Source organism: Cerasibacillus terrae, assembly GCF_008039555.1.
In the GTDB taxonomy this organism is placed as follows: domain Bacteria; phylum Bacillota; class Bacilli; order Bacillales; family Amphibacillaceae; genus Cerasibacillus; species Cerasibacillus terrae.
This window is the reverse complement of sequence record NZ_VDUW01000010.1, coordinates 22,378-42,171: the sequence shown is the minus strand read 5'-3', so window position 1 is coordinate 42,171 and position 19,794 is coordinate 22,378. Positions and strand designations below refer to the sequence as shown.

The 19,794-nt window shown below is 34.7% G+C and carries 19 protein-coding genes; 9 read left to right on the top strand and 10 right to left on the bottom strand.

Going from position 1 to position 19,794, the window contains the following annotated elements:
* Nucleotides 1–131 precede the first annotated feature (131 nt).
* Nucleotides 132–815, top strand: coding sequence for a TraR/DksA C4-type zinc finger protein (locus FHP05_RS12575; RefSeq protein WP_147668758.1), 684 nt, complete (start codon nt 132–134; stop codon nt 813–815).
* A gap of 87 nt (nt 816–902) precedes the next feature.
* Here FHP05_RS12575 and FHP05_RS12570 read toward each other — a convergent pair whose 3' ends face one another.
* Nucleotides 903–2,216, bottom strand: a complete 1,314-nt coding sequence (locus tag FHP05_RS12570; protein ID WP_147668756.1) for a S1C family serine protease — start codon at nt 2,214–2,216, stop codon at nt 903–905.
* A gap of 196 nt (nt 2,217–2,412) precedes the next feature.
* On the opposite strand from FHP05_RS12570, the gene FHP05_RS12565 reads away from it, so the two are divergent.
* The 3 genes from FHP05_RS12565 to typA all read left to right on the top strand — a co-directional run bounded on the left by FHP05_RS12565 (nt 2,413) and on the right by typA (nt 6,475).
* Nucleotides 2,413–3,102 carry a response regulator transcription factor gene (locus FHP05_RS12565; protein ID WP_147668754.1) on the top strand — a complete coding sequence of 230 codons (690 nt, stop codon included), beginning with the start codon at nt 2,413–2,415 and terminating at the stop codon, nt 3,100–3,102.
* Nucleotides 3,099–4,442, top strand: a complete 1,344-nt coding sequence (locus FHP05_RS12560; RefSeq protein WP_147668752.1) for a sensor histidine kinase — start codon at nt 3,099–3,101, stop codon at nt 4,440–4,442. Before FHP05_RS12565 ends, FHP05_RS12560 begins: the two co-directional genes overlap by 4 nt.
* A gap of 206 nt (nt 4,443–4,648) precedes the next feature.
* On the top strand, nt 4,649–6,475 hold the full coding sequence (gene typA / locus FHP05_RS12555; protein ID WP_147668750.1) for a translational GTPase TypA: 1,827 nt from the start codon (nt 4,649–4,651) through the stop codon (nt 6,473–6,475).
* Nucleotides 6,476–6,490: 15 nt separating this feature from the next.
* On the opposite strand, the gene FHP05_RS12550 is transcribed toward typA, so the two are convergent.
* The 3 genes from FHP05_RS12550 to FHP05_RS12540 all read right to left on the bottom strand — a co-directional run bounded on the left by FHP05_RS12550 (nt 6,491) and on the right by FHP05_RS12540 (nt 8,639).
* Nucleotides 6,491–6,682, bottom strand: a complete 192-nt coding sequence (locus FHP05_RS12550) for a hypothetical protein (protein WP_147668748.1) — start codon at nt 6,680–6,682, stop codon at nt 6,491–6,493.
* Between the two features lie 81 nt (nt 6,683–6,763).
* Complete coding sequence (locus FHP05_RS12545; protein WP_147668746.1) at nt 6,764–7,717, bottom strand: ABC transporter permease subunit; 954 nt, start codon at nt 7,715–7,717, stop codon at nt 6,764–6,766.
* Nucleotides 7,710–8,639 carry an ABC transporter ATP-binding protein gene (locus tag FHP05_RS12540; RefSeq protein WP_147668744.1) on the bottom strand — a complete coding sequence of 310 codons (930 nt, stop codon included), beginning with the start codon at nt 8,637–8,639 and terminating at the stop codon, nt 7,710–7,712. Before FHP05_RS12540 ends, FHP05_RS12545 begins: the two co-directional genes overlap by 8 nt.
* 141 nt (nt 8,640–8,780) lie before the next feature.
* Between FHP05_RS12540 and FHP05_RS12535 the strand changes: the two genes are divergently transcribed.
* Nucleotides 8,781–9,938, top strand: coding sequence for a CapA family protein (locus FHP05_RS12535; protein ID WP_147668742.1), 1,158 nt, complete (start codon nt 8,781–8,783; stop codon nt 9,936–9,938).
* Nucleotides 9,939–10,039: 101 nt separating this feature from the next.
* Nucleotides 10,040–10,852: a DUF368 domain-containing protein gene (locus FHP05_RS12530; RefSeq protein WP_147668740.1), complete on the top strand. Its 813-nt coding sequence runs from the start codon at nt 10,040–10,042 to the stop codon at nt 10,850–10,852.
* A 190-nt stretch (nt 10,853–11,042) separates the two neighbouring features.
* Here the strand turns inward: FHP05_RS12530 and FHP05_RS12525 are convergent, their stop codons facing one another.
* A complete protein-coding gene (locus FHP05_RS12525) occupies nt 11,043–11,684 on the bottom strand; it encodes a VOC family protein (protein WP_147668738.1) in 642 nt (213 codons plus the stop codon).
* Between the two features lie 124 nt (nt 11,685–11,808).
* Here FHP05_RS12525 and FHP05_RS12520 point away from each other — a divergent pair, with 124 nt between their 5' ends.
* The 3 genes from FHP05_RS12520 (at nt 11,809) to FHP05_RS12510 (ending at nt 14,547) form a co-directional block, all read left to right on the top strand.
* Entirely contained in the window at nt 11,809–12,504 is a 696-nt protein-coding gene (locus tag FHP05_RS12520; protein WP_147668736.1) for a response regulator transcription factor, read from the top strand.
* Nucleotides 12,501–13,838 carry an ATP-binding protein gene (locus FHP05_RS12515; RefSeq protein WP_147668734.1) on the top strand — a complete coding sequence of 446 codons (1,338 nt, stop codon included), beginning with the start codon at nt 12,501–12,503 and terminating at the stop codon, nt 13,836–13,838. Before FHP05_RS12520 ends, FHP05_RS12515 begins: the two co-directional genes overlap by 4 nt.
* Nucleotides 13,839–13,926: 88 nt before the next feature.
* Complete coding sequence (locus tag FHP05_RS12510) at nt 13,927–14,547, top strand: PepSY domain-containing protein (protein ID WP_191126346.1); 621 nt, start codon at nt 13,927–13,929, stop codon at nt 14,545–14,547.
* 33 nt (nt 14,548–14,580) lie between these two features.
* On the opposite strand, the gene FHP05_RS12505 is transcribed toward FHP05_RS12510, so the two are convergent.
* The 5 genes from FHP05_RS12505 to phnD form a co-directional block, all read right to left on the bottom strand.
* On the bottom strand, nt 14,581–16,155 hold the full coding sequence (locus tag FHP05_RS12505; RefSeq protein WP_147668730.1) for a bifunctional metallophosphatase/5'-nucleotidase: 1,575 nt from the start codon (nt 16,153–16,155) through the stop codon (nt 14,581–14,583).
* A gap of 77 nt (nt 16,156–16,232) precedes the next feature.
* The gene (gene phnE / locus FHP05_RS12500; protein WP_147668728.1) at nt 16,233–17,033 is read right to left on the bottom strand and encodes a phosphonate ABC transporter, permease protein PhnE; all 801 of its coding nucleotides are present in this window, start codon (nt 17,031–17,033) and stop codon (nt 16,233–16,235) included.
* A complete protein-coding gene (phnE, locus tag FHP05_RS12495; protein ID WP_230974001.1) occupies nt 17,034–17,849 on the bottom strand; it encodes a phosphonate ABC transporter, permease protein PhnE in 816 nt (271 codons plus the stop codon).
* On the bottom strand, nt 17,836–18,621 hold the full coding sequence (gene phnC, locus FHP05_RS12490) for a phosphonate ABC transporter ATP-binding protein (protein ID WP_147668727.1): 786 nt from the start codon (nt 18,619–18,621) through the stop codon (nt 17,836–17,838). The genes phnE (FHP05_RS12495) and phnC overlap by 14 nt, the downstream gene beginning before the upstream one ends.
* A 181-nt stretch (nt 18,622–18,802) precedes the next feature.
* Nucleotides 18,803–19,741 carry a phosphate/phosphite/phosphonate ABC transporter substrate-binding protein gene (gene phnD, locus FHP05_RS12485; protein ID WP_147668725.1) on the bottom strand — a complete coding sequence of 313 codons (939 nt, stop codon included), beginning with the start codon at nt 19,739–19,741 and terminating at the stop codon, nt 18,803–18,805.
* Nucleotides 19,742–19,794: the final 53 nt, after the last annotated feature.

The following is a 19,794-nucleotide window of genomic DNA, read 5'->3' as shown; positions in this document are numbered from 1 at the left end:
CGGTAATTACACAATAATCCTTTAAAATTTGGGAATAAAATACTTGCATGAACTATATTTTTTAACACAAAGTATCAATAATCATTAATTGCGTAAATGATGTTTTATGGAAGTGAGGAGGCAGAAAAGTCTTGCTATCACAATCACAAAAAAGTCAATTAAAATCGTCACTAATCGACCGCCAGAATGAATTAATACCTCAGGTAAGGGATCATTTTGGTTTGGATTATGCTATTCGGCAAACAACTGGTGATTTGTCCAATTATGATAACCACCCAGGGGATCAAGGAACAGAGTTATATGAACGGGGAAAAGATATTGCCTTAAATGAACACGCAGAAAAGGAATTAGAAGATATTAATAAAGCACTTTACGCATTTGATGAGGGATCATATGGTATTTGTACAGAATGCGGAAAAGATATACCATACGAACGATTAGAAGCCATTCCTACAACAGCACGCTGTATTGATCATGCAAAGGATACTATCTATGAAAACGATCGGCCAATTGAGGAACAAGTATATAGTCCTAATATAAATCCAGATGATACCACAGAAGAAACACAAGTAATATATGATGCAGAAGATGCATGGCAAGAAGTAAGTCAATATGGAACAAGCGAAACACCTTCAGACTTCTTTGGTGACAGGAAAGATTATAATGAGATGTATCCAAATAAAGATGAGCATGTCGGGCATGTAGAAGCAATTGAGAATATGTCATCAGACCAATTAGATGGAATGAACATTGAAGATTCATTAAATCAAACAAAATTAGAAACGCATGAAATGATGGAAGAAGACAATATATAATTGGGCTGTAACAATCATTGAAACTAACGGTACAATAATAAACCCCCCAACAACAAGCAATTCCTTGTTGTTGGGGGGGTAATTGATTTAGACACTTCTTTTAACCAGTTTCAATTGGACGTTTTGCTTTTTTCCATCTCGATATAATTCTACTTTTATTTCCTCACCTGCATTTGCTTCAGAATAGAGGAGTTTTCTTAATTCTAAAATGGATGTAACATCATTACCATTAATTTTTGTAATGATATCAAATTGTTGTAAGCCAGCTTTATCTGCAGGAGATCCTGCTTCAACACTTGCAATAACCATTCCACCTTCAATATCATTTGGTAAGACGATTTGATTTCTATATTGTGGTGGGACTTGACTAAGTGGTGCAGAACTAATCCCGATATAAGGCCTGGACACTTCTCCATTTGTTTCTAATTGGTTCATAATTGGTAGTGCTGAATCAATTGGAATTGCAAAACCAATTCCTTCTACAGCTTGGCGGGCTACTTTCATCGAATTGATTCCAATTACATTTCCATCTGCATCAACTAAAGCACCACCACTATTTCCAGGATTAATGGCTGCATCTGTTTGAATGACTTCTGTTATCCAATCAGGTTGACCATTTCCACTCGTATCCACGCTAATAGAACGATTTAATCCACTAATTATTCCTTTTGTTAAGGAGTTAGCAAATTCAATACCTAATGGGTTCCCAATGGCATACACTGTTTCTCCTACTTTTAAATCCTCCGATGAACCAAGGTTAGCCACTGTATCGACATGTTTTCCGTCTATTTCTAAAACAGCTAGATCTGTTAATTTGTCTGTACCTAGTACTCTTGCATTAACACGTTTGTCATCATAGAATACAATCTCCACTTCTTGAGCATCTTGAACAACGTGTTCATTTGTAACAATATAGGCTTTCCCATCTTTCTTTTTATATACAATTCCGGAACCACTACCAATTTCTTCACTTGGTTCCCAAATATTTGCTTGTTGGAGGTTCACGACTCCGACTACTGCTTTAGAAACCTCAGAAATATCAGATGATGTTTGTGCATCTTCTTTAGCAGTTGTCGTTATGACTTCTGTCTTTTCTGTGTTTTCTTTATTTGTCGTATTTGAATCTTCAATGTCTGAGAATGGAAGTGGGATTATATTGTTCATCATAAGTACGACCACAACTACTATAGGAACTAGACCACCAAGCATACCACTGAAAAATGCTGACCAAGTAAAGCCTTTCTTTTTTTGTGTATCTCCTTCATTATTACGTAACGGAGCACCAGGCTCATCCGTCTGTTGATTCGCAGTAGGATTTTTTTCGGTTTCTTCTGTACTTCCGTCTATATTCGGTTGCTCTTCTGTAGATTGTTCAAACGATTTATTATCATCTTGATTCATAAAAAATCCTCCTTCATAAAAAATCATACTATATACTATTATTATCTACTATATACTTAATTTACATCAAGAAGTTTGTATTCGTTTGGTATAATTGTGGCAGACCTATGTAAATTGAAATTTGTAAAACATTGTTCAATATATAATAATTATGAGAAAATAGAGATAGGTGAACAAGGATGGGGGTTTGAAAGAGATGAAACATATCGGTATTGTAGAAGATGATTCGAATATCCAAAATATTGTTGCAGCATTTTTAAAACAAGAAGGTTTTCAAATTTCACTACTAAGTTCTGCAGAAGATGGTTGGGAACTATGGAAGAAAAATCCCCCAGATATGTGGATATTGGACCTTATGTTACCTGGAATGGATGGCTATGATTTTTGTAAAAGAATACGAAAAGAAAGTAATGTACCGATTATTATAATATCTGCCAAAGATGAAGAGATTGATAAAATCCTTGGACTAGAATTAGGTGGGGACGACTATTTAACAAAACCGTTTAGCCCCCGTGAATTAGTTGCCAGGGTCAAACGTTTGTTTAAGCGAGTAGATGTGATGCTAAAACACCAGGATGTGGATGATGATCGCCTTAAAATAGGTGATTTACTCATTTATAGAAATGATCGGCGTCTATTTTGGAATGGAGAAGAAAAGGAAGTAACAACAAAGGAGTTTGATATGTTACTTCTTTTAGCAGAGAATATGAATCGAGCATTTTCACGAGAAGAGCTTCTTATAAAAGTATGGGGAGATGATTATTTTGGAAGTGATCGTGCAGTGGACGATTTAGTTAAACGAATTCGCAAAAAAATCGATAAAATCCCCTTAGAAACAGTTTGGGGTTATGGTTATCGTTTACGTGATAAAGAGGAAGACAAATGAAACTGCAAGATCAACTAAATGCCGCATTTACTATGTTACTTATCATTATTATGACAATTACCGGCTTTGTGATTTATTCTTTAATCATGGACTTGCTTATCTCCAATGAACAACGTCAATTAGAGCAAAAAGGAGAAATTATTGTAAAGGTATTAAATGAACAATATCAGACAAGAGATAATATTGAGCAGTTTAATACATTTCTTAAGCAACAAGATCTCCAGCTTTTTTTATATGACCGTGAAACAGATACTGTACGATATTCTACCATGTCAAATGAAGTTGTTGAAGGATTTCTAAAAGCAAATGACTTTTCGAATATGCATTCGAATCTAATGGAATATAGGAAGGATAAATATGTTCAATCCCGAATCTTATTTTATCCACGTACAACAGGATTAGAATTAATTTTGTTAACTCCTTTACATGACCTAAAACTTGTTCAACATGATTTCTTTACCCGTTTATTATTAGTATTTCTAATTGGGGCAATTGTAGCGGTTATATTAAGCTATTTTTTAACACGAAAAATGGTTACACCATTAACCCATTTAAAATATCAATTAAAGAAAATTGAACAACGAAAATTTGACGAAATAGAACCAATTGAGGCAACTGGTGAAATCCATGAGGTTGCTAAAAGTGTGTATGAAATGGCAAATGAATTACAGCGCTACATTAATTCTCAGCAAACATTTTTTCAAAACGCAAGTCATGAATTAAAAACACCACTTATGACAATTCAAGGGTATGCTGAAGGAATAAAAGAGGGTGTTTTTGATCAGGACGAGACCGAAAAGGGTCTAGAAGTAATGGTCATGGAAGTAAAACGCTTGAAGAAAATCATTAATGAAATGACCATCTTGGCGAAATTAGAAAGTGAAAAAACGGTGTATCAAGAAACATCTGTTGACCTTGCGAAAATAGTGGAACAAGTCATTGATCGAATGGTGCCACTGGCAAATGATAAAGACATCACATTGGATTATAGTGTAACACCAAACTTAGTAGTGACAGCAGATCAGGAGAAATTATTACGAGCAATGTTAAATTTAACATCTAATGGTATCAGACATGCAGCAACCGTTGTTCGTATTCGTTTATTTTCGAAAAATCAATTCATATATTTGACGATTGAAGATGACGGAAGAGGTATTTCAAAAGAGATTATTCCACATATTTTTCAACGATTTGTGAAAGGTAAACATGGAGAAACAGGTTTAGGATTAGCTATATCACGAGCGATTATTGAACGTTCAGATGGGAAAATCGAAGTAGGTGATTCTGACCTTGGTGGGGCAAAATTTACAATTGTTTTTCAGCAACTAGAAAAAAAGTAAGATTGTTTTTGAATTATGTTGTTATTGGAGTTTTTTCCGCAGGTTAATGGGCTGTGAAATGCCACTGACTAAGGGAAAATTTGACACAACAACAAAGTTTATAAAAGTAGTTAAAGAAAAAACGAAAAAAATTTATGAAAGATATCCTAACAAAAAGAATGTTATGCTATACTAGTTAAGTTGTTATGTAGAGAGGAGCGTTGCCGATGCAACGAAGAGAAAACATACGAAATATTGCTATTATTGCACACGTTGACCATGGAAAAACGACGTTGGTTGACCAACTATTAAAATATTCAGGAACATTTCATGAACATGAGCAAGTTGATGATCGGGTAATGGATTCAGATGATATTGAAAAGGAACGTGGAATAACAATTCTGGCCAAGAATACGGCTGTAAAATATAAAGATACAACAATAAATATCTTAGATACACCAGGCCATGCTGACTTCGGCGGAGAAGTGGAACGAATTTTAAAGATGGTAGATGGAGTTATCCTTGTTGTAGATGCCTATGAAGGTACAATGCCACAGACCCGTTTTGTTTTAATGAAGGCGTTGGAACAGAAATTAACACCAATTGTTGTGTTGAATAAAATTGATCGACCAAATGCAAGACCAGATGAAGTTATTGATCAAGTCTTAGATTTATTTATTGATCTAGGGGCAGATGATGAACAAGTAGAATTTCCAGTTGTTTATGCCTCCGCATTAAATGGTACATCAGGATTAGAACCAGAAAAACAAACAAATACGATGGACCCTATATTTAAGACAATCTTGGAACATATCCCAGCTCCTGAAGAAAAAAGTGAAGAACCGCTTCAGTTTCAAGTATCTTTACTTGATTATAATGACTATGTTGGCCGAATTGGTGTTGGAAGAATCTTTCGCGGGAAAATCCGTGTTGGTGAACAAGTCGTTGTCATGAAAAACGACGGCACAACCAAATCTTTCCGAGTGACTAAATTATTCGGTTTTATCGGTTTAAAACGAATTGAAGTTGAAGAGGCAAAAGCAGGCGATATTGTTGCTCTATCTGGAATGGAAGATTTAAATGTAGGAGAAACCATTTGTCAACCAGGCCATTTAGAGGCATTGCCACCAGTTCGAATTGATGAACCAACATTACAGATGACATTTTTAGTAAATAATAGCCCTTTTGCTGGAAAGGAAGGGAAGTATATTACTTCCAGGCAGATTCGTGAGCGCTTGATGAAACAGTTGGAAACAGATGTTAGTCTACGTGTTGAACCTACTGAATCACCAGATGCTTGGACAGTTTCCGGACGTGGAGAATTACATTTATCCATTCTAATTGAAAATATGCGCCGGGAAGGATTTGAATTACAATTATCCAAACCGAAAGTAATTATAAAAGAAATTGATGGGGTAAAATGTGAACCAGTCGAACGGGTACAAATTGATGTACCAGAACAATTCACAGGAGCTGTAATGGAGGCACTTGGTTCTCGAAAAGGCGAAATGTTGGATATGATTAATTATGGAAATGGACAAGTTCGCCTAGAATTTAAAGTCCCATCTCGTGGGTTAATAGGTTATGCGATGGAATTTATGACTCAAACCCATGGATATGGTATTTTTAATCATACATTTGATTCATATCAGCCAATTGTACAAGGTCAGCTTGGAGGCAGACGTGAAGGTGCGCTTGTCGCACTTGAAAATGGAAATGCTTCTACGTATGGCATCATGCAATTAGAAGATAGAGGAGTCATCTTTGTTGAACCTGGTACAGAAGTATATGCCGGGATGATTGTTGGTGAACATAATCGCGAAAATGATCTAACAGTGAATATTACTAAAGAAAAACACTTAACAAATATGCGTTCTGCCAATAAAGATCAAACTGTCTCCATTCGAAAAACAAGAGATATGTCATTAGAGGAAGCATTGCAATATTTAAATGATGATGAATACTGTGAAGTAACTCCAGATTCCATTCGTTTACGTAAGAAACTTTTAAATAAAACAGAGCGAGAAAAAGCAGCAAAACGTAATAAAAAGTAATAAAAAAGTGGGGGATTATTCCCCACTTTTTTTATCTTCTTGCTTTTTGTTACTTGGAATATACTTAGTATAATAAGCAGCAACTGATAAACAGATAGCTGCTAGCCCCCATGTAACAATACCACTCCATTGAAAATGAAGTTTGGAGCCAAAAACTAAAATAATAGCTGTTACTAAAATGAAAATAGATGTCATATGTCGCTTCATGCGAAACACTCCAGTATTATAAGTTAGACGGAATAACTCTATCTTATTTATATCATATTGCTTTATCCTTTGGAAAGAATATCATGTACCCGCTACATCTCGCTTTGTAAAAGAAAACCATGTAAGGGTAATGAAAATGAGATAATAGACAGCTAAAACAGTTATGGAAAAGGATAATGTCATCCCCTCGAAAGGAGGACTCCCATTAGCATATTGTTTTAAATTTGTATTGGCAAATAAGATATATTTAGCCCATTCGCGATCAGATAAAAACTGAACAATGGCACCTCCAGTTAATAATAGAAAAATGGAAACACCAATCGCAAGGGCATTACTACGAAACAGAACAGAAATCATAAATGCAAGTGTAGCAAATATAATCACATTAACAAAATAATAACTATATTTTAAGATTGTCTCTTTGATTAATGATACATGTGTAAAACCATCTTGTTGCTCTAAAACGATTTGTGGCATTTCTTCTATTCCGAAGAAGATGGCCCCAATTCCGAGTGATAGGAAAAGCAAGATGATTGTTGTAAAGAGACCAAATAACAAGACAGTTAGATATTTTGATAAAAGAATGGTTGAGCGTTGGATTGGCCGAATGAGTAGTAATTTAATTGTTCCATGATTAAATTCATTAGCAACAATGCCTGCCGCAATGATAATCGTGAACATACTGACTAATCCTAATATAGTAGATCCATCATGTGCAAATGACCATGCCCCGTTTTGAAGTGGCATGATATCGTGTTCAATATGATAATTATTCCTTTCAATCTCTGATAATGCAAATTCCTTAAAAAAGTCATCTGAACCTTCTTTGGCTTCATCAAGTTCTTTTTGTAGTTCCATATTTTCCTGATGCAGTTTATCTTTCCAATTATCTTTTGTATATTCCTCAACCAATGTGTTATTGAGAAAGGCAAATCCAACTAAGATAATAGCCAGGAGGGCAAACATGATCCAAGTAGACTTTTTAATAAATATTTTAAGTACTTCATTATAGATTAGTTTTAAAAAGTTACTCAATGGTATTCTCTCCAATCAAATCAAAGAATTTGTCTTCTAATGTTGTTTTGGAAGTTGCTACTTGATAGATAGAAATATCCTGTTGAACTAATGATTGAATAATGGAAGGTATTTGTTCTCGTTCACTTTGAAAGGACAGAAAACCTTCTCGCTTTTGTACTTCAATTTGAAATGTTGTTTGAATAATTTCTTCTGCTTTTTCAATAGGGTGTGCATCAAGTAAGATTGGGACGTTATTGGTTTTCTGTTCACCTTCATTTGACTCATGGACATCTTGAATGGCAATTAGTTCTCCATTTTTTATTATCCCGATTCGATCACACATTTGCTCTATTTCCGATAGTAGGTGACTAGAAATAATAACAGCAATTTCTTCTTCCTTAGCAAGTTTCCGAATGTATTGGCGGATTTCTCTTATCCCAGCTGGATCTAAACCATTTGTAGGTTCATCAAGGATTAAGACAGCAGGTTTATGTAGAATAGCTTGGGCAATTCCAAGTCGCTGTCTCATTCCCAGAGAATAACGCTTTACTTTCTGATGTATCGGTTTTTCCATTTTAACGATTGAAACGACTTCTTTAATCCGTTCATCTGTTATATTGGGAAACATTCTTGCGTAATGTTTTAAGTTTTGCCACCCAGTCATATAAGGATATAATTCTGGATTTTCAACAATTGCCCCTACTTTTTCAATTGCCCCTTTAAAATTGCTTTTAATACTATTACCAAGAATCCGGATATCTCCTTCTGTTAATTTCATGAGACCAACGATCATTCGAATAGTTGTTGTCTTACCAGCACCATTCGGCCCAATAAATCCAAAAACTTCCCCTTTATTTACCGTAAAATCAAGCCCTTTAATGATCTCCTTGTTACGAATTGTTTTTTTAACTTTTAATAATTCCAATGCAGGTGTTGACATCTGAAACCCTCCTCTAATGTGATATACGTTTTAGGGAAGAAAAGGTTTCGGAGAATGGAAAATTTCATCTATTTCACATCTGTCTTCTTAAATAATGGTATATGGTATTATAGTAGAAAAGACTCAAGAGAGGAATACAACATGAAGAACAAATTAATTTTATTGTTGATTTGCTTTGTATTGATTGGAATTGGTACTGCTTGTGGAAATGAAGCAAAGAATAAACCTGATCAAATGAGCGCATCTAATCATGATATGAAAACGCTCGCCATAAAGGAAAAACCTCCTGCAGAAAGGAAAAAGACAATTTCATTAGCAGCGATTGGAGATATTTTAATTCATGATCGTGTATATAATGTAGCAAAAACAAAAGAGGGTTATGATTTTAAACCTTTCTTTAAAAAAGTAAAACCAACATTACAGGCTGCTGATATTACATTTGCCAATCAAGAAACAATGATTGGTGGAGAAGAAATTGGTTTATCATCCTATCCTTCCTTTAACAGTCCCTATGAAGTTGGGGATGCACTAAAAGATGCAGGAGTCCAAATCGTATCCATGGCAAATAATCATACATTAGACAGAGGAGAAATGGCAATCCAAAATGCTATCCATCACTGGGAGAATATCGACATGAAGTATGTTGGGTCCTATAAAGATGACTTAGACCGTAGTGAATTACGGGTTATCGAAACAGATGCAGGAATTTCTGTTGCTTTTTTAGCGTATACATATGGTACAAATGGAATACCTGTCCCAGAAGGAAAGGATTTTTTAGTAAATCTCATTGATGAAGATAAGATTGCGAGTGAAATTGAATTAGTAAAAGAACAAGCAGATGTCGTTGTTGTTAGTTATCATTTCGGAAATGAATATGAACGAATGCCAAGTGAAGAACAAAAGTATCTTGTGCAATTAGCAGCAGATCATGGTGCACATCTTGTCATTGGTCATCATCCACATGTTTTACAACCGATTGAATGGATTGAAGGTAAAAATGGAAATCATATGTTAGCTGTTTATTCTTTAGGGAATTTTTTATCTGGTCAAGACGGGTTGTATAAGCAAATTGGTGGTATCTTTGAATGTGAAATTAGCAAAACATTTGGGGAGAACGAAAGAATAGAAATTCACTCACCTAAGTTCATGCCTACTTATGTCCCGTATGGGGAATGGATAGTTACTCCAATGCATGAATTAACAGATGATGAATTGCCAAATGCGGATACACATTATAAAGAAATAAAACAGCATCTATCTCAGTATGTTCCAGAATTGGAATTTAAAGAAGAACAATAAATTGGATAGTCAACGAATTTCATATCATGTACAATAAATTATTGTCATGATATTCAATCAATAACTTGTAAGCAGAATGAACTTTTAAAGGGGATTGAATTATGGAATGGAAAAATATATATCGTGGATTTTTAATGGGTGCAAGTGATCTTATTCCAGGTGTGAGTGGTGGAACGATTGCATTAATTCTTGGAATCTATGATCGCTTTATTGAAGCAATCAATGGCTTCTTTAGTAAGGAGTGGAAGAAGCATCTAGCCTTTCTTATTCCTTTAGGAGCAGGGGCAGCAATTGCAATTATTTCTTTAAGTAGAGTAATTACCTGGTTGATTAAGTATCATCCAGGACCACTGCAATTCCTTTTCTTAGGCTTGATTGCTGGGGTACTTCCTTATTTATTCCATAAAGGAGATGTGAGAAATAGCTTTAAAACAAATCATTTTCTACTTCTCTTCGTTGGAGCAGTATTAATTGGTTCGATTGTATTTTTAGGTACGAATGAAACTGTTATTGAAAGCCGTTCATTAACCGTTTATTTATTTTTGTTCTTCTCTGGAATCCTTGCAAGTGCTGCTATGATTTTACCAGGAATTAGTGGATCCATGATTATGGTAGTTATCGGTGCCTATAATACGATTATTTACGCACTTAAAGAGTTTCAATTTGATATTATTATTGTGACTGGATTAGGAATCGTCATTGGTATTGTTGTAATGAGTAAAGTCATTCATTATTTTTTAGAAAATTATTATACAGCTACCTTTGCATGTATCATTGGTTTTGTTATTGGTTCTTTAGTGATTGTATTTCCGGGCTGGCCGGGAGAAACATCACAAATTATTGTCTCAGTCGCCACATTTGCAATTGGATTGTTTGCCGCGTATGTCTTAGGAAAAGTAGAGTATAAAGCATAGGACAGACTCAAAGAAAAGCCCTCTACTACTTGGTACAATAAAAAAGAGTATGAAGAGAGGTAGGATGGTAGGAATAGAACAGATTCGCATCAGATATGAGGCGAATCTGTTTTTAGTCTAGTCCTAACTTGTTAAATCACTAGTTAGAATATAAGAAATAAATGACATCTTTCCATGCAATTAATAGATATTATGTTAATTTATAGGAAAAAGGCTTATCTTTAGTGAAATATAATTTTGTATTTTGTAACCGTAAGTAATTTTTTTGGATTTTACGTGGTTTTAATTGGTAAATATGAGCGAACTTTTCTTTTGATAGATCACCGTACTTGATACTTGTAATTGCTTGTGGATTATCTAATCCTGGCACTTTATTTGGTGTATCCCATTGAATAAGAAAAGGCAGCATCTCTGTCTCTATATTATATTCAGGAAAAAGCATTCGCCATTTTAAAGTAGTACCATCAGGCTTTGTTCTTTCTCCATGGATGGGACCTTTAAATGGAATTTGCTTGGCTTTAAAATGCTCTATATATCCATCCAAATCATCTGTCCGGAGTGCAAATTGAAAAGGAAAAGGTTCCTCCACTTTTTCTTGTATATAAAGTAAATGCTGGATTAGTGGATTATCAGATTCCTGTGCTTTCGTTTTATCATTAATGGATAGCCATTCTAAATAACTATCGTTTGCAAAGTGAGCTAAATAATTAAATGTTCCCCATTCCTCATGATTGCCGCCTTTAATCGCTTTTATGGATAGACTTCCACTCTTTTCTTCACTTGTTTTCTCAGCATCTTTTACAGATACAACAATATGATCTAGAGCTAACATGTCATTCTCCTCTCCGTCATGATATTCTTATATTATCCACCTATTATGGTTGAATTTGCAAATAATTGATCGTATGTAAGATAATGTAGACAAACTTAAATGTTTCAAAAAAGTGGTGATAACGATGGATAAAAATCAAATCTTAATTGTAGAAGATGAAGAAAAATTAAGCCGTGTATTAGAATTAGAATTAACCTATGAAGGCTATGATGTAGTCACTACAGCTAATGGTAAACAGGCCTTGCAATTCCTTAAAGAAAAATCATGGGATTTAGTTTTATTAGATATTATGTTACCTGAAATAAGTGGGTTGGATGTGTTACGTGAATATAGAAAAGTGAATCAAGAGACTCCCATTATCTTATTAACCGCACGTGATCGTGTGCATGATAAAGTGAGGGGGCTTGACTTTGGGGCAAACGATTATGTTACAAAGCCGTTTGATATTGAAGAATTACTAGCACGTATTCGCTCCCAATTACGGCAAAATTATAAAGTACGAGAAGAGGATCAACAACTACTTCATGTTGGGCTACTCCAAATTGATGTAAAAAAAAGAGAAGTAACACATAACGAAGAGATAATTGATTTAACACGTCGGGAATTTGACTTACTAACATTTCTTGTCCGAAATAAAAACATGGTCTTAACACGTGATCAGTTAATGGAACATGTATGGGGATTTGATTATATGGGAGATACGAATGTGGTGGATGTATATATTCGTTATTTACGGCAAAAAATCGATAAGAAATTTTTTGTTTCCTATATTCAAACCATTCGTGGTGTTGGATATATGATAGAGGATATAAAGCCATGAAATTAAAAACAAAAATTCAATTGTTTTCTAGTGTTTTTATGCTTCTTTTACTTCTTATTATTAATACAGCCATTTACTTTATGTTCTATAAAGTTCAAGCAGATAGTGAGTTAGAAGAGTTACATGCCCATACAGAGTCTGTCATGTCCGCTTTAAATGAAAATCCGGATGTTGTAGAAAAAGAATTATTAAGGGCCTTTTTACCAAACGATGGAATGATTCGGATTGTTTCAGAGGATGGTTCTTTTCTTCATCAATTAACGAAACGAAAAGCATATTTAGAACAAGACTCCATCTCTACCCCCTCCGAAATAAAAAAAATATATACAACAAAAAAATTGGGCAAAATGGCTGTTGTTGCCAAACCAATGATTTGGCACGATGGGGAAGTAGTAATATTAGAGGTTACGAAAGAACTGGTAGCATTGCAGGAAAACATGCAGACATTATTATATGTATTAGTGATTGCAGCAATACTCATGTTGACTCCAACACTTCTTGCCAGTAAGATGTTGAGTCAATTTTTATTAAAGCCAATTCATGCACTTATTCAGGCAATGAAGGAAAACACAACTGCTAAACATTGGCAGAAAATAGACATGGATCATCGTTCAAAAGACGAAATATATGAAATGGAACAAACCTTTAACCAAATGATAACTGCGCTAGAAGAGAACTTCCAAAAGCAAGAAACATTTATCTCTGATGCTTCTCATGAATTAAAAACGCCAATCGCAATTATCAAGAGTTATGCTCAATTATTGAAGCGCCGTGGTTTGGAAAATCCAGAAGTATTCTCAGAATCGGTAGATGCCATCCATTCCGAATCAGAACGAATGCAACATTTAGTTGAGCAATTGTTATTACTCGCTAAAAATGAAGTGGATACAACAAGAGAGGTGATGGATTTCTCAGCTGTTTGTCAAGGGACCATTCAAACGATAAAGGGCGCATATCATCGTGATATTCATTACCAAGTAAGTGGGACAAATAATGTTTACGGGAATAAAAATCAGTTACAACAAATCGTTTATGTTTTAGTAATGAATGCAATTAAGTATAGCGAAACGCCAATTGATATTAGGCTTTTTTCAGAAAAGAATCAAGTCGTGCTTCAGGTAAAGGACTATGGTGAAGGAATAGATAAGGAAGATCAGAAACGAATTTTTGATCGCTTTTATCGTGTGGATAGAGCAAGAAGCAGGGAAACAGGTGGTACAGGGCTTGGACTTCCTATTGCAACATCAATTGCCCATGCACATGGAGGACAAATTACAGTGGAAAGTAATCTCGGGGAAGGCTCAACGTTTACTGTCTATTTACCGAAAAAATAATTTCTCATCAAATTCTAATCTTCATCACATTGTTCCCTCATAATCGGTTGATATGATGTATTTAGAAAATAAAAGGAGGAACAAAAACATGAATAAAAAAAGATGGATTACAATTAGTGCTGCTGTTTTAGCAATCGTATTTGGCTTTGGTGTCTACCAATCCAGCGCATCACAGGATGAACCAAAGCTATCATCAGAGGATATTGAAAACTTAGTAATGGAACAGTATCCAGGAAAAATTACAGAAATGGAATTAGAGAAAGACCATAATAAGGTTGTTTATGAAGTAGAAGTAGAAGTGAAAGATAAAGAATATGATTTAGAATTAGACGGAAACACTGGGGAAGTATTAAAATTAAAAGAAAAAATTATCTCACCAAAAAAATCAAAAGAAACCACTGATGATAACAAATCGAAAAAAATAGTGATCGAAGAAAAAGATGATGATGATGTTGTAGAAGGAAAAGAGACAGCGAAAGAAAATAACACAAATAATAAGACCACAAAGGATAAAAATACCGTTATTGATGTAAAAGAAGCATCTAATATTGCATTAAAAGAATTCTCTGGGACGATTACAAGTGTTGATTTAGATGAAGATGACGGACGTCTTATTTATGAAATTGAAATTGACAAAGGACACCAAGAAGCAGAAATAGAAATTGATGCATATACTGGTGAGATATTAGTTATTGATATAGATGATTAAAATAAGAAGGGCCTGCCTTTGAGCAGCCCCTTCTTATTTTATAATGTGGAAGTTATCTGTAGTTTTAGCAGTAATGATCTCGTGTCTTTCAATATATTCACGAATCAATGTGACCATATCCCGCTGAATGTCTTTGACTACTGGCTTTCCTTTAAACATATCAAAATTCCCACCGCTACCTGCACGGTAATTATTCATAGCGACATGATAGGTTTGTTTTTCTTCTAATGGTTTCCCATGATAGGTTACGTTTTCTACGCGTGAACCAACTGGTTTAGATATATTTAAGGTGTATTCGATTCCCTCCCACATATCATAATTATAATGTTGTGGTTTCGGGGTGATATAGCTAGGATTTACAGCAATTTCTTCCTCATTATCGATAGTGAAATATGTCGCTGTTTTTTCTAAAGCCAAGAGGATATCTTTTCCGGTTAAGGCAAGTACAGTAAGTGTGTTTGGATAAATATAATTAGAAACGATATCACGCATTTTTACATGTGTGGAAAATCCGGTTGACTCATTATTTAATAAAGAAGTAACAGAAATATCTACCCCGGTTGCATCCATTTGGACGTGTTGGATAAACTCAATAAATGGATGTTTTTTAATCCTTACTTGAAAGGGGTCAGTGATTGTCATATCGCCATCAATAGTTCCAATTGGTTCATCTAACCACTTTTGTGTAGATGTTTCAAAGGCTTCTATTCTATTGATTAATTCTTGATCAGCTTGAATATTTTTTAGATCTTTTACTTCAGCATGTTTATCCATAATCATCCATTCATCTTGTTGATATTGTAATGTAATATCAATTTCTCCATAGGTGTGGGCATGTTTTCCGGGTTGAATAACAAGGGAGTCTCCAATCTGCCCTGTTAACTCACGATGTTGGTGTCCAGTAAGTAAAATATCAATCCCGTCTATTTCTTTAGCCATTTGGTATCCTTGGTTTTCTCCAGTTAATGGTTCTGTCGGTTTACCTGTTTCTAAATTTCGTTCGAGGCCACCATGATAAGATACGATTAATATATCAGGCTTTTCTTTTTCATGAATATAGGGAACCCAAGACTTTAGCGTTGTAAAAGCGTCCCGAAAGCGTATCCCTTTAATATGTTCAGCTGCTTCCCAATTAGGAATGAAATGGGTTGTAACACCAACAACTACAATCTTTATTCCATTGGTAAATGTTTTCGTTATATAAGGTTTTCCGAACAGTGGGTCATCTGTTTCGTCATTTAAAATATTTGCAGAAAGCCATGGGAATTGTGATTGTTGAACAGATTTATTAAGTAAATCCCTTCCAAAGTTAAATTCATGGTTTCCAATGATTGCTGCATCGATTCCAATATGATTCATTAATGTAATGACGGGATTTTCCTTATCTGTATGTTCTTTAAAATAATGAGTCATAAATGGTGTCCCTTGAATTAAATCCCCATTATCTAACACAAGCAAATGTTCATGTTTTTCTCGTGCCCTTTTAACAACGGTTGCATATGTGGTTAAACCAATCGGTGCTTTCTTATTTGTCCCATATATAATTGGTAAGGCATTTCCATGTACATCACTTGTATATATTATTTTGATTACTTGTTTGTTATCCAAAAAGAAATCATCCTTTCTATTATGTAAAGAAAACGAAATGAGATACCCCACCCCATTTCGCCTCTTTTTTACTAGTATTATACTATTTTACGCCTAATTCTTGCAGAGAAAAAGTCAATCACAGTAACAACAATAATAATTGCTAATAAAATCAAACCCATTTCATTCCATTCTCGGTTATTTGCTGCAAATAGAATCATTGTACCAATACCACCTGCACCAACAAGGCCGAGAATAGAAGAAGCACGAATATCGATTTCAAAACGATAAATTGCATAGGATAAAAATTCCGGAATTATCTGTGGTAGATATCCGTAAAATAAGATTTGAATCTTATTTGCACCTGTTGCTTCCATTGCTTCAACAATTTTCATATCAATTGATTCAACTACTTCGGAATATAGTTTTCCTAGCATTCCAATGGATCCAATTGCAATGGCAAGCACCCCAGCAAAAGCGTTCACTCCAACAGCAACAACGAATAAAATAGCTAGAATTAAATTTGGAAATGCACGAATTGCTGATAAAATCCATTTACCAATTCCAGCGATGAATTTACTTCCTGACATATTTTGTGCTGCTAAGAAACCTAAAGGGAGGGCTAATATGGCGGCCATAAATGTTCCAGCAAATGCAATAAAGATAGTTTCTAACATGCTTGCACTAACTTTTCCTAATTGTGACCAATCTGGGCTAAGCAATTTTGGAATAACGACACCGAAGTTTCTACTAATTCTTTCTAAAGCACGGTCCCATTCGATTTCAATTCCAACAAAGGTCCAAACATAAATAGCAATGATAATCAATACGATTAAGGCTCTCTTAATCTTTTTCCATATCGATACTTTCGGTTTCGGTGGGAGTGTTTGTGTATTCATTTAAATCAATGCCTCCCTTATTTTATTACTAATATATTCTATCGTTAAGACAACGACAAAGATGACTAAAATAATGGTCATTGCATTTGGATAATTATAAAATCCAAGCTGTTGGTCTAAAATTAGTCCAATACCACCTGCACCTACTAAACCTAGAACGACAGATGCACGAATATTAAGTTCTAATACGTACAAAACAAAAGATGTAAATTGAGGTAGAACTTGTGGGACTAATCCATATGCAATCATTTGAATCGAATTAGCACCAGATGCACGCATTGCCTCTAATGGATTCATATCTACCGCTTCAATGGTCTCACTAATTAATTTGGCTAAAATACCTAAAGAAAAGACAATCAGAGCTAAAATCCCTGGTAACACACCGATTCCAAATAACCCAACAAAGATAACGGCTAGAACCAAATCAGGAATCGTACGCAAAATATTAAGTATGGTTCTTGTTGTATAATAGAGTGGTTTAGATGTTGTAATATTTTGCGCAGATAGTAGTGCTAATGGAATCGTTAAAATAGTAGCAATAGTTGTTGCAATAATTGCCATTTGAATGGTTGTCGCCATTGGGGGCCATACGGCACCAATAACTTCTAAATTCGGTGGAAAGAATTTCAACATCACATTCCACATATTACTGATAGCGTTGTTAAAGCCACCTACCATTTCTTGTTGTGTTTTCACCATACTATATAAATAAAAACCAATAACAATAAAAAATATAATGGTTATTTGTGCCTTTGTTTTCGTAGGATATATGGAAGGTGTTTTTACCTGCGCTGATCTATGATCATGGTTGTTCAACTTTCTCAGCCTCCCCACGCAAATCATCCTCACGAATTGTTCTTCCATAAATTTGTTCAAATGTCTTTTCATTTACTTCTGAAGCAGGACCATCAAAAACAATTTCACCCGCACGCATCCCAATAATCCGATCAGCATATTCCATAGCCATATCGATAAAATGTAAATTGACAATCGTTGTGATATTGTCTTCTTTATTAATCTTCTTTAAATATGTCATTACTTGGTGAGATGTAGGTGGATCTAAAGATGCTACAGGTTCATCTGCTAGAATATAGGATGGTTTTTGTGTTAGTACACGAGCAATACTTACTCGTTGCTGCTGACCACCACTTAATTCATCTGCACGATTATAAATTTTATCAGCAATATTCACCCGTTTAAGGCTTTCGTATGCAAGTGCAATATCTTCCTTTTTATACATACCAAAAATAGATCGTAATGTTCCTGTATGTCCAAGGCGACCTGCCAGTACATTTTTTAATACATTCGAACGCTTTACTAAATTATAATTTTGAAAAATCATTCCGATTTTTGTACGAAGTTCGCGCAGCTTTTTACCGCGATATTGGAGGATGTCTTCATTATCTACAAGTAAAGTACCAGATGTAGGGGTTACTAATCTGTTAATACTTCGAATAAAAGTTGATTTACCTGCACCGGATAAACCAACAATAACTACAAATTCTCCATCATTTATTTTAACATTAATATTTTTAAGACCTTCCGTCCCATTTGGATAAACTAACCCAACATTTTTAAATTCAATCACATTGATTCCTCCATTATGTATCATCAACAGAATATAGATAGTACTTTTACTTTCTTAAAGCAACTTCTATTATAGTATAATGGATATTTGTAAGGGTTAAAAGTCTTTCTAAATAAATTAAATTCTGTTAAAAAAAGGATAAAAGAGAAGATGGCTCCATCTTCTCTTTTTCCTCATTACTTTATAAACTAATATCATCTTGGAATTTTTTATATGTTTTTCTTACTACTTCATATTCTTCATCTGTTGCCTCTTCAATGGCATCCCAAGTGTATACATCATGCATGATTTTAATCATTTCTTCATCGTCGTTAAACGATAGGAATACTTCTTTAATCTTTTCAACCAATTCAGAATCAAGTCCTTTTGTAACAGAAATGGTGTCATTTGGGATTTCATCTGTGTAATCAATAACCTTTAAATCCTCTTTAATCTCTGGATAATCTTCTTCTAAATTATCACGAACATCATCAAAAGTAGTAGCAACATCTGCTTCACCATCTAATACGGCAAGTGCCGCTGTGTCATGTCCACCAGCAGGTTTGGAACCACCGAAGAATTCACTTTCCAATTCTGGGCCATTTTCATAGTCGAATTTTTCCATCAATTGGCTTGCTGGGAATAAGTATCCGGAGGTAGATCCTTTATCTGCATATGCCCAAATTTTACCTTCCAAATCTTCTAAACTATCAATTCCAGAATCGCTACGAACAACGTATTGAGCTTTGTATGATCCAGAACCATGGCGAATGGATTTTAAAATAACTTCAGTATCGTATTGCTCATTTGCGATTACATAACCAAAAGCAGGGATAAACCCGATTTGGACTTGTTCAGCCCCCATTGCTTCTATTAAAGCATTGTAGTTTACCATTACTTTTCCTTCTACTTCAATTCCGAGTTCCTCTGATAAACGCTCTGCCAAAGGTTCAACAGTGCTAGCAATATTTCCAGAATCTTGTGATGGTACAAATCCCATAACAAGTGTATCTGGTGTTTCCGCACCTTTGTCTTTATTATCTGCATTGCCATCATCCTTGGCTTCGTCTGAATCTCCACCACATGCTACCAACGCAAGGGTTAAAGCAACCATAAGTATGAGACTATAAAGTCTTTTCATTTTCTTCCCCCTAATATGTAAATAATAAGAAGATCAAATAAGACCCTCTAGCT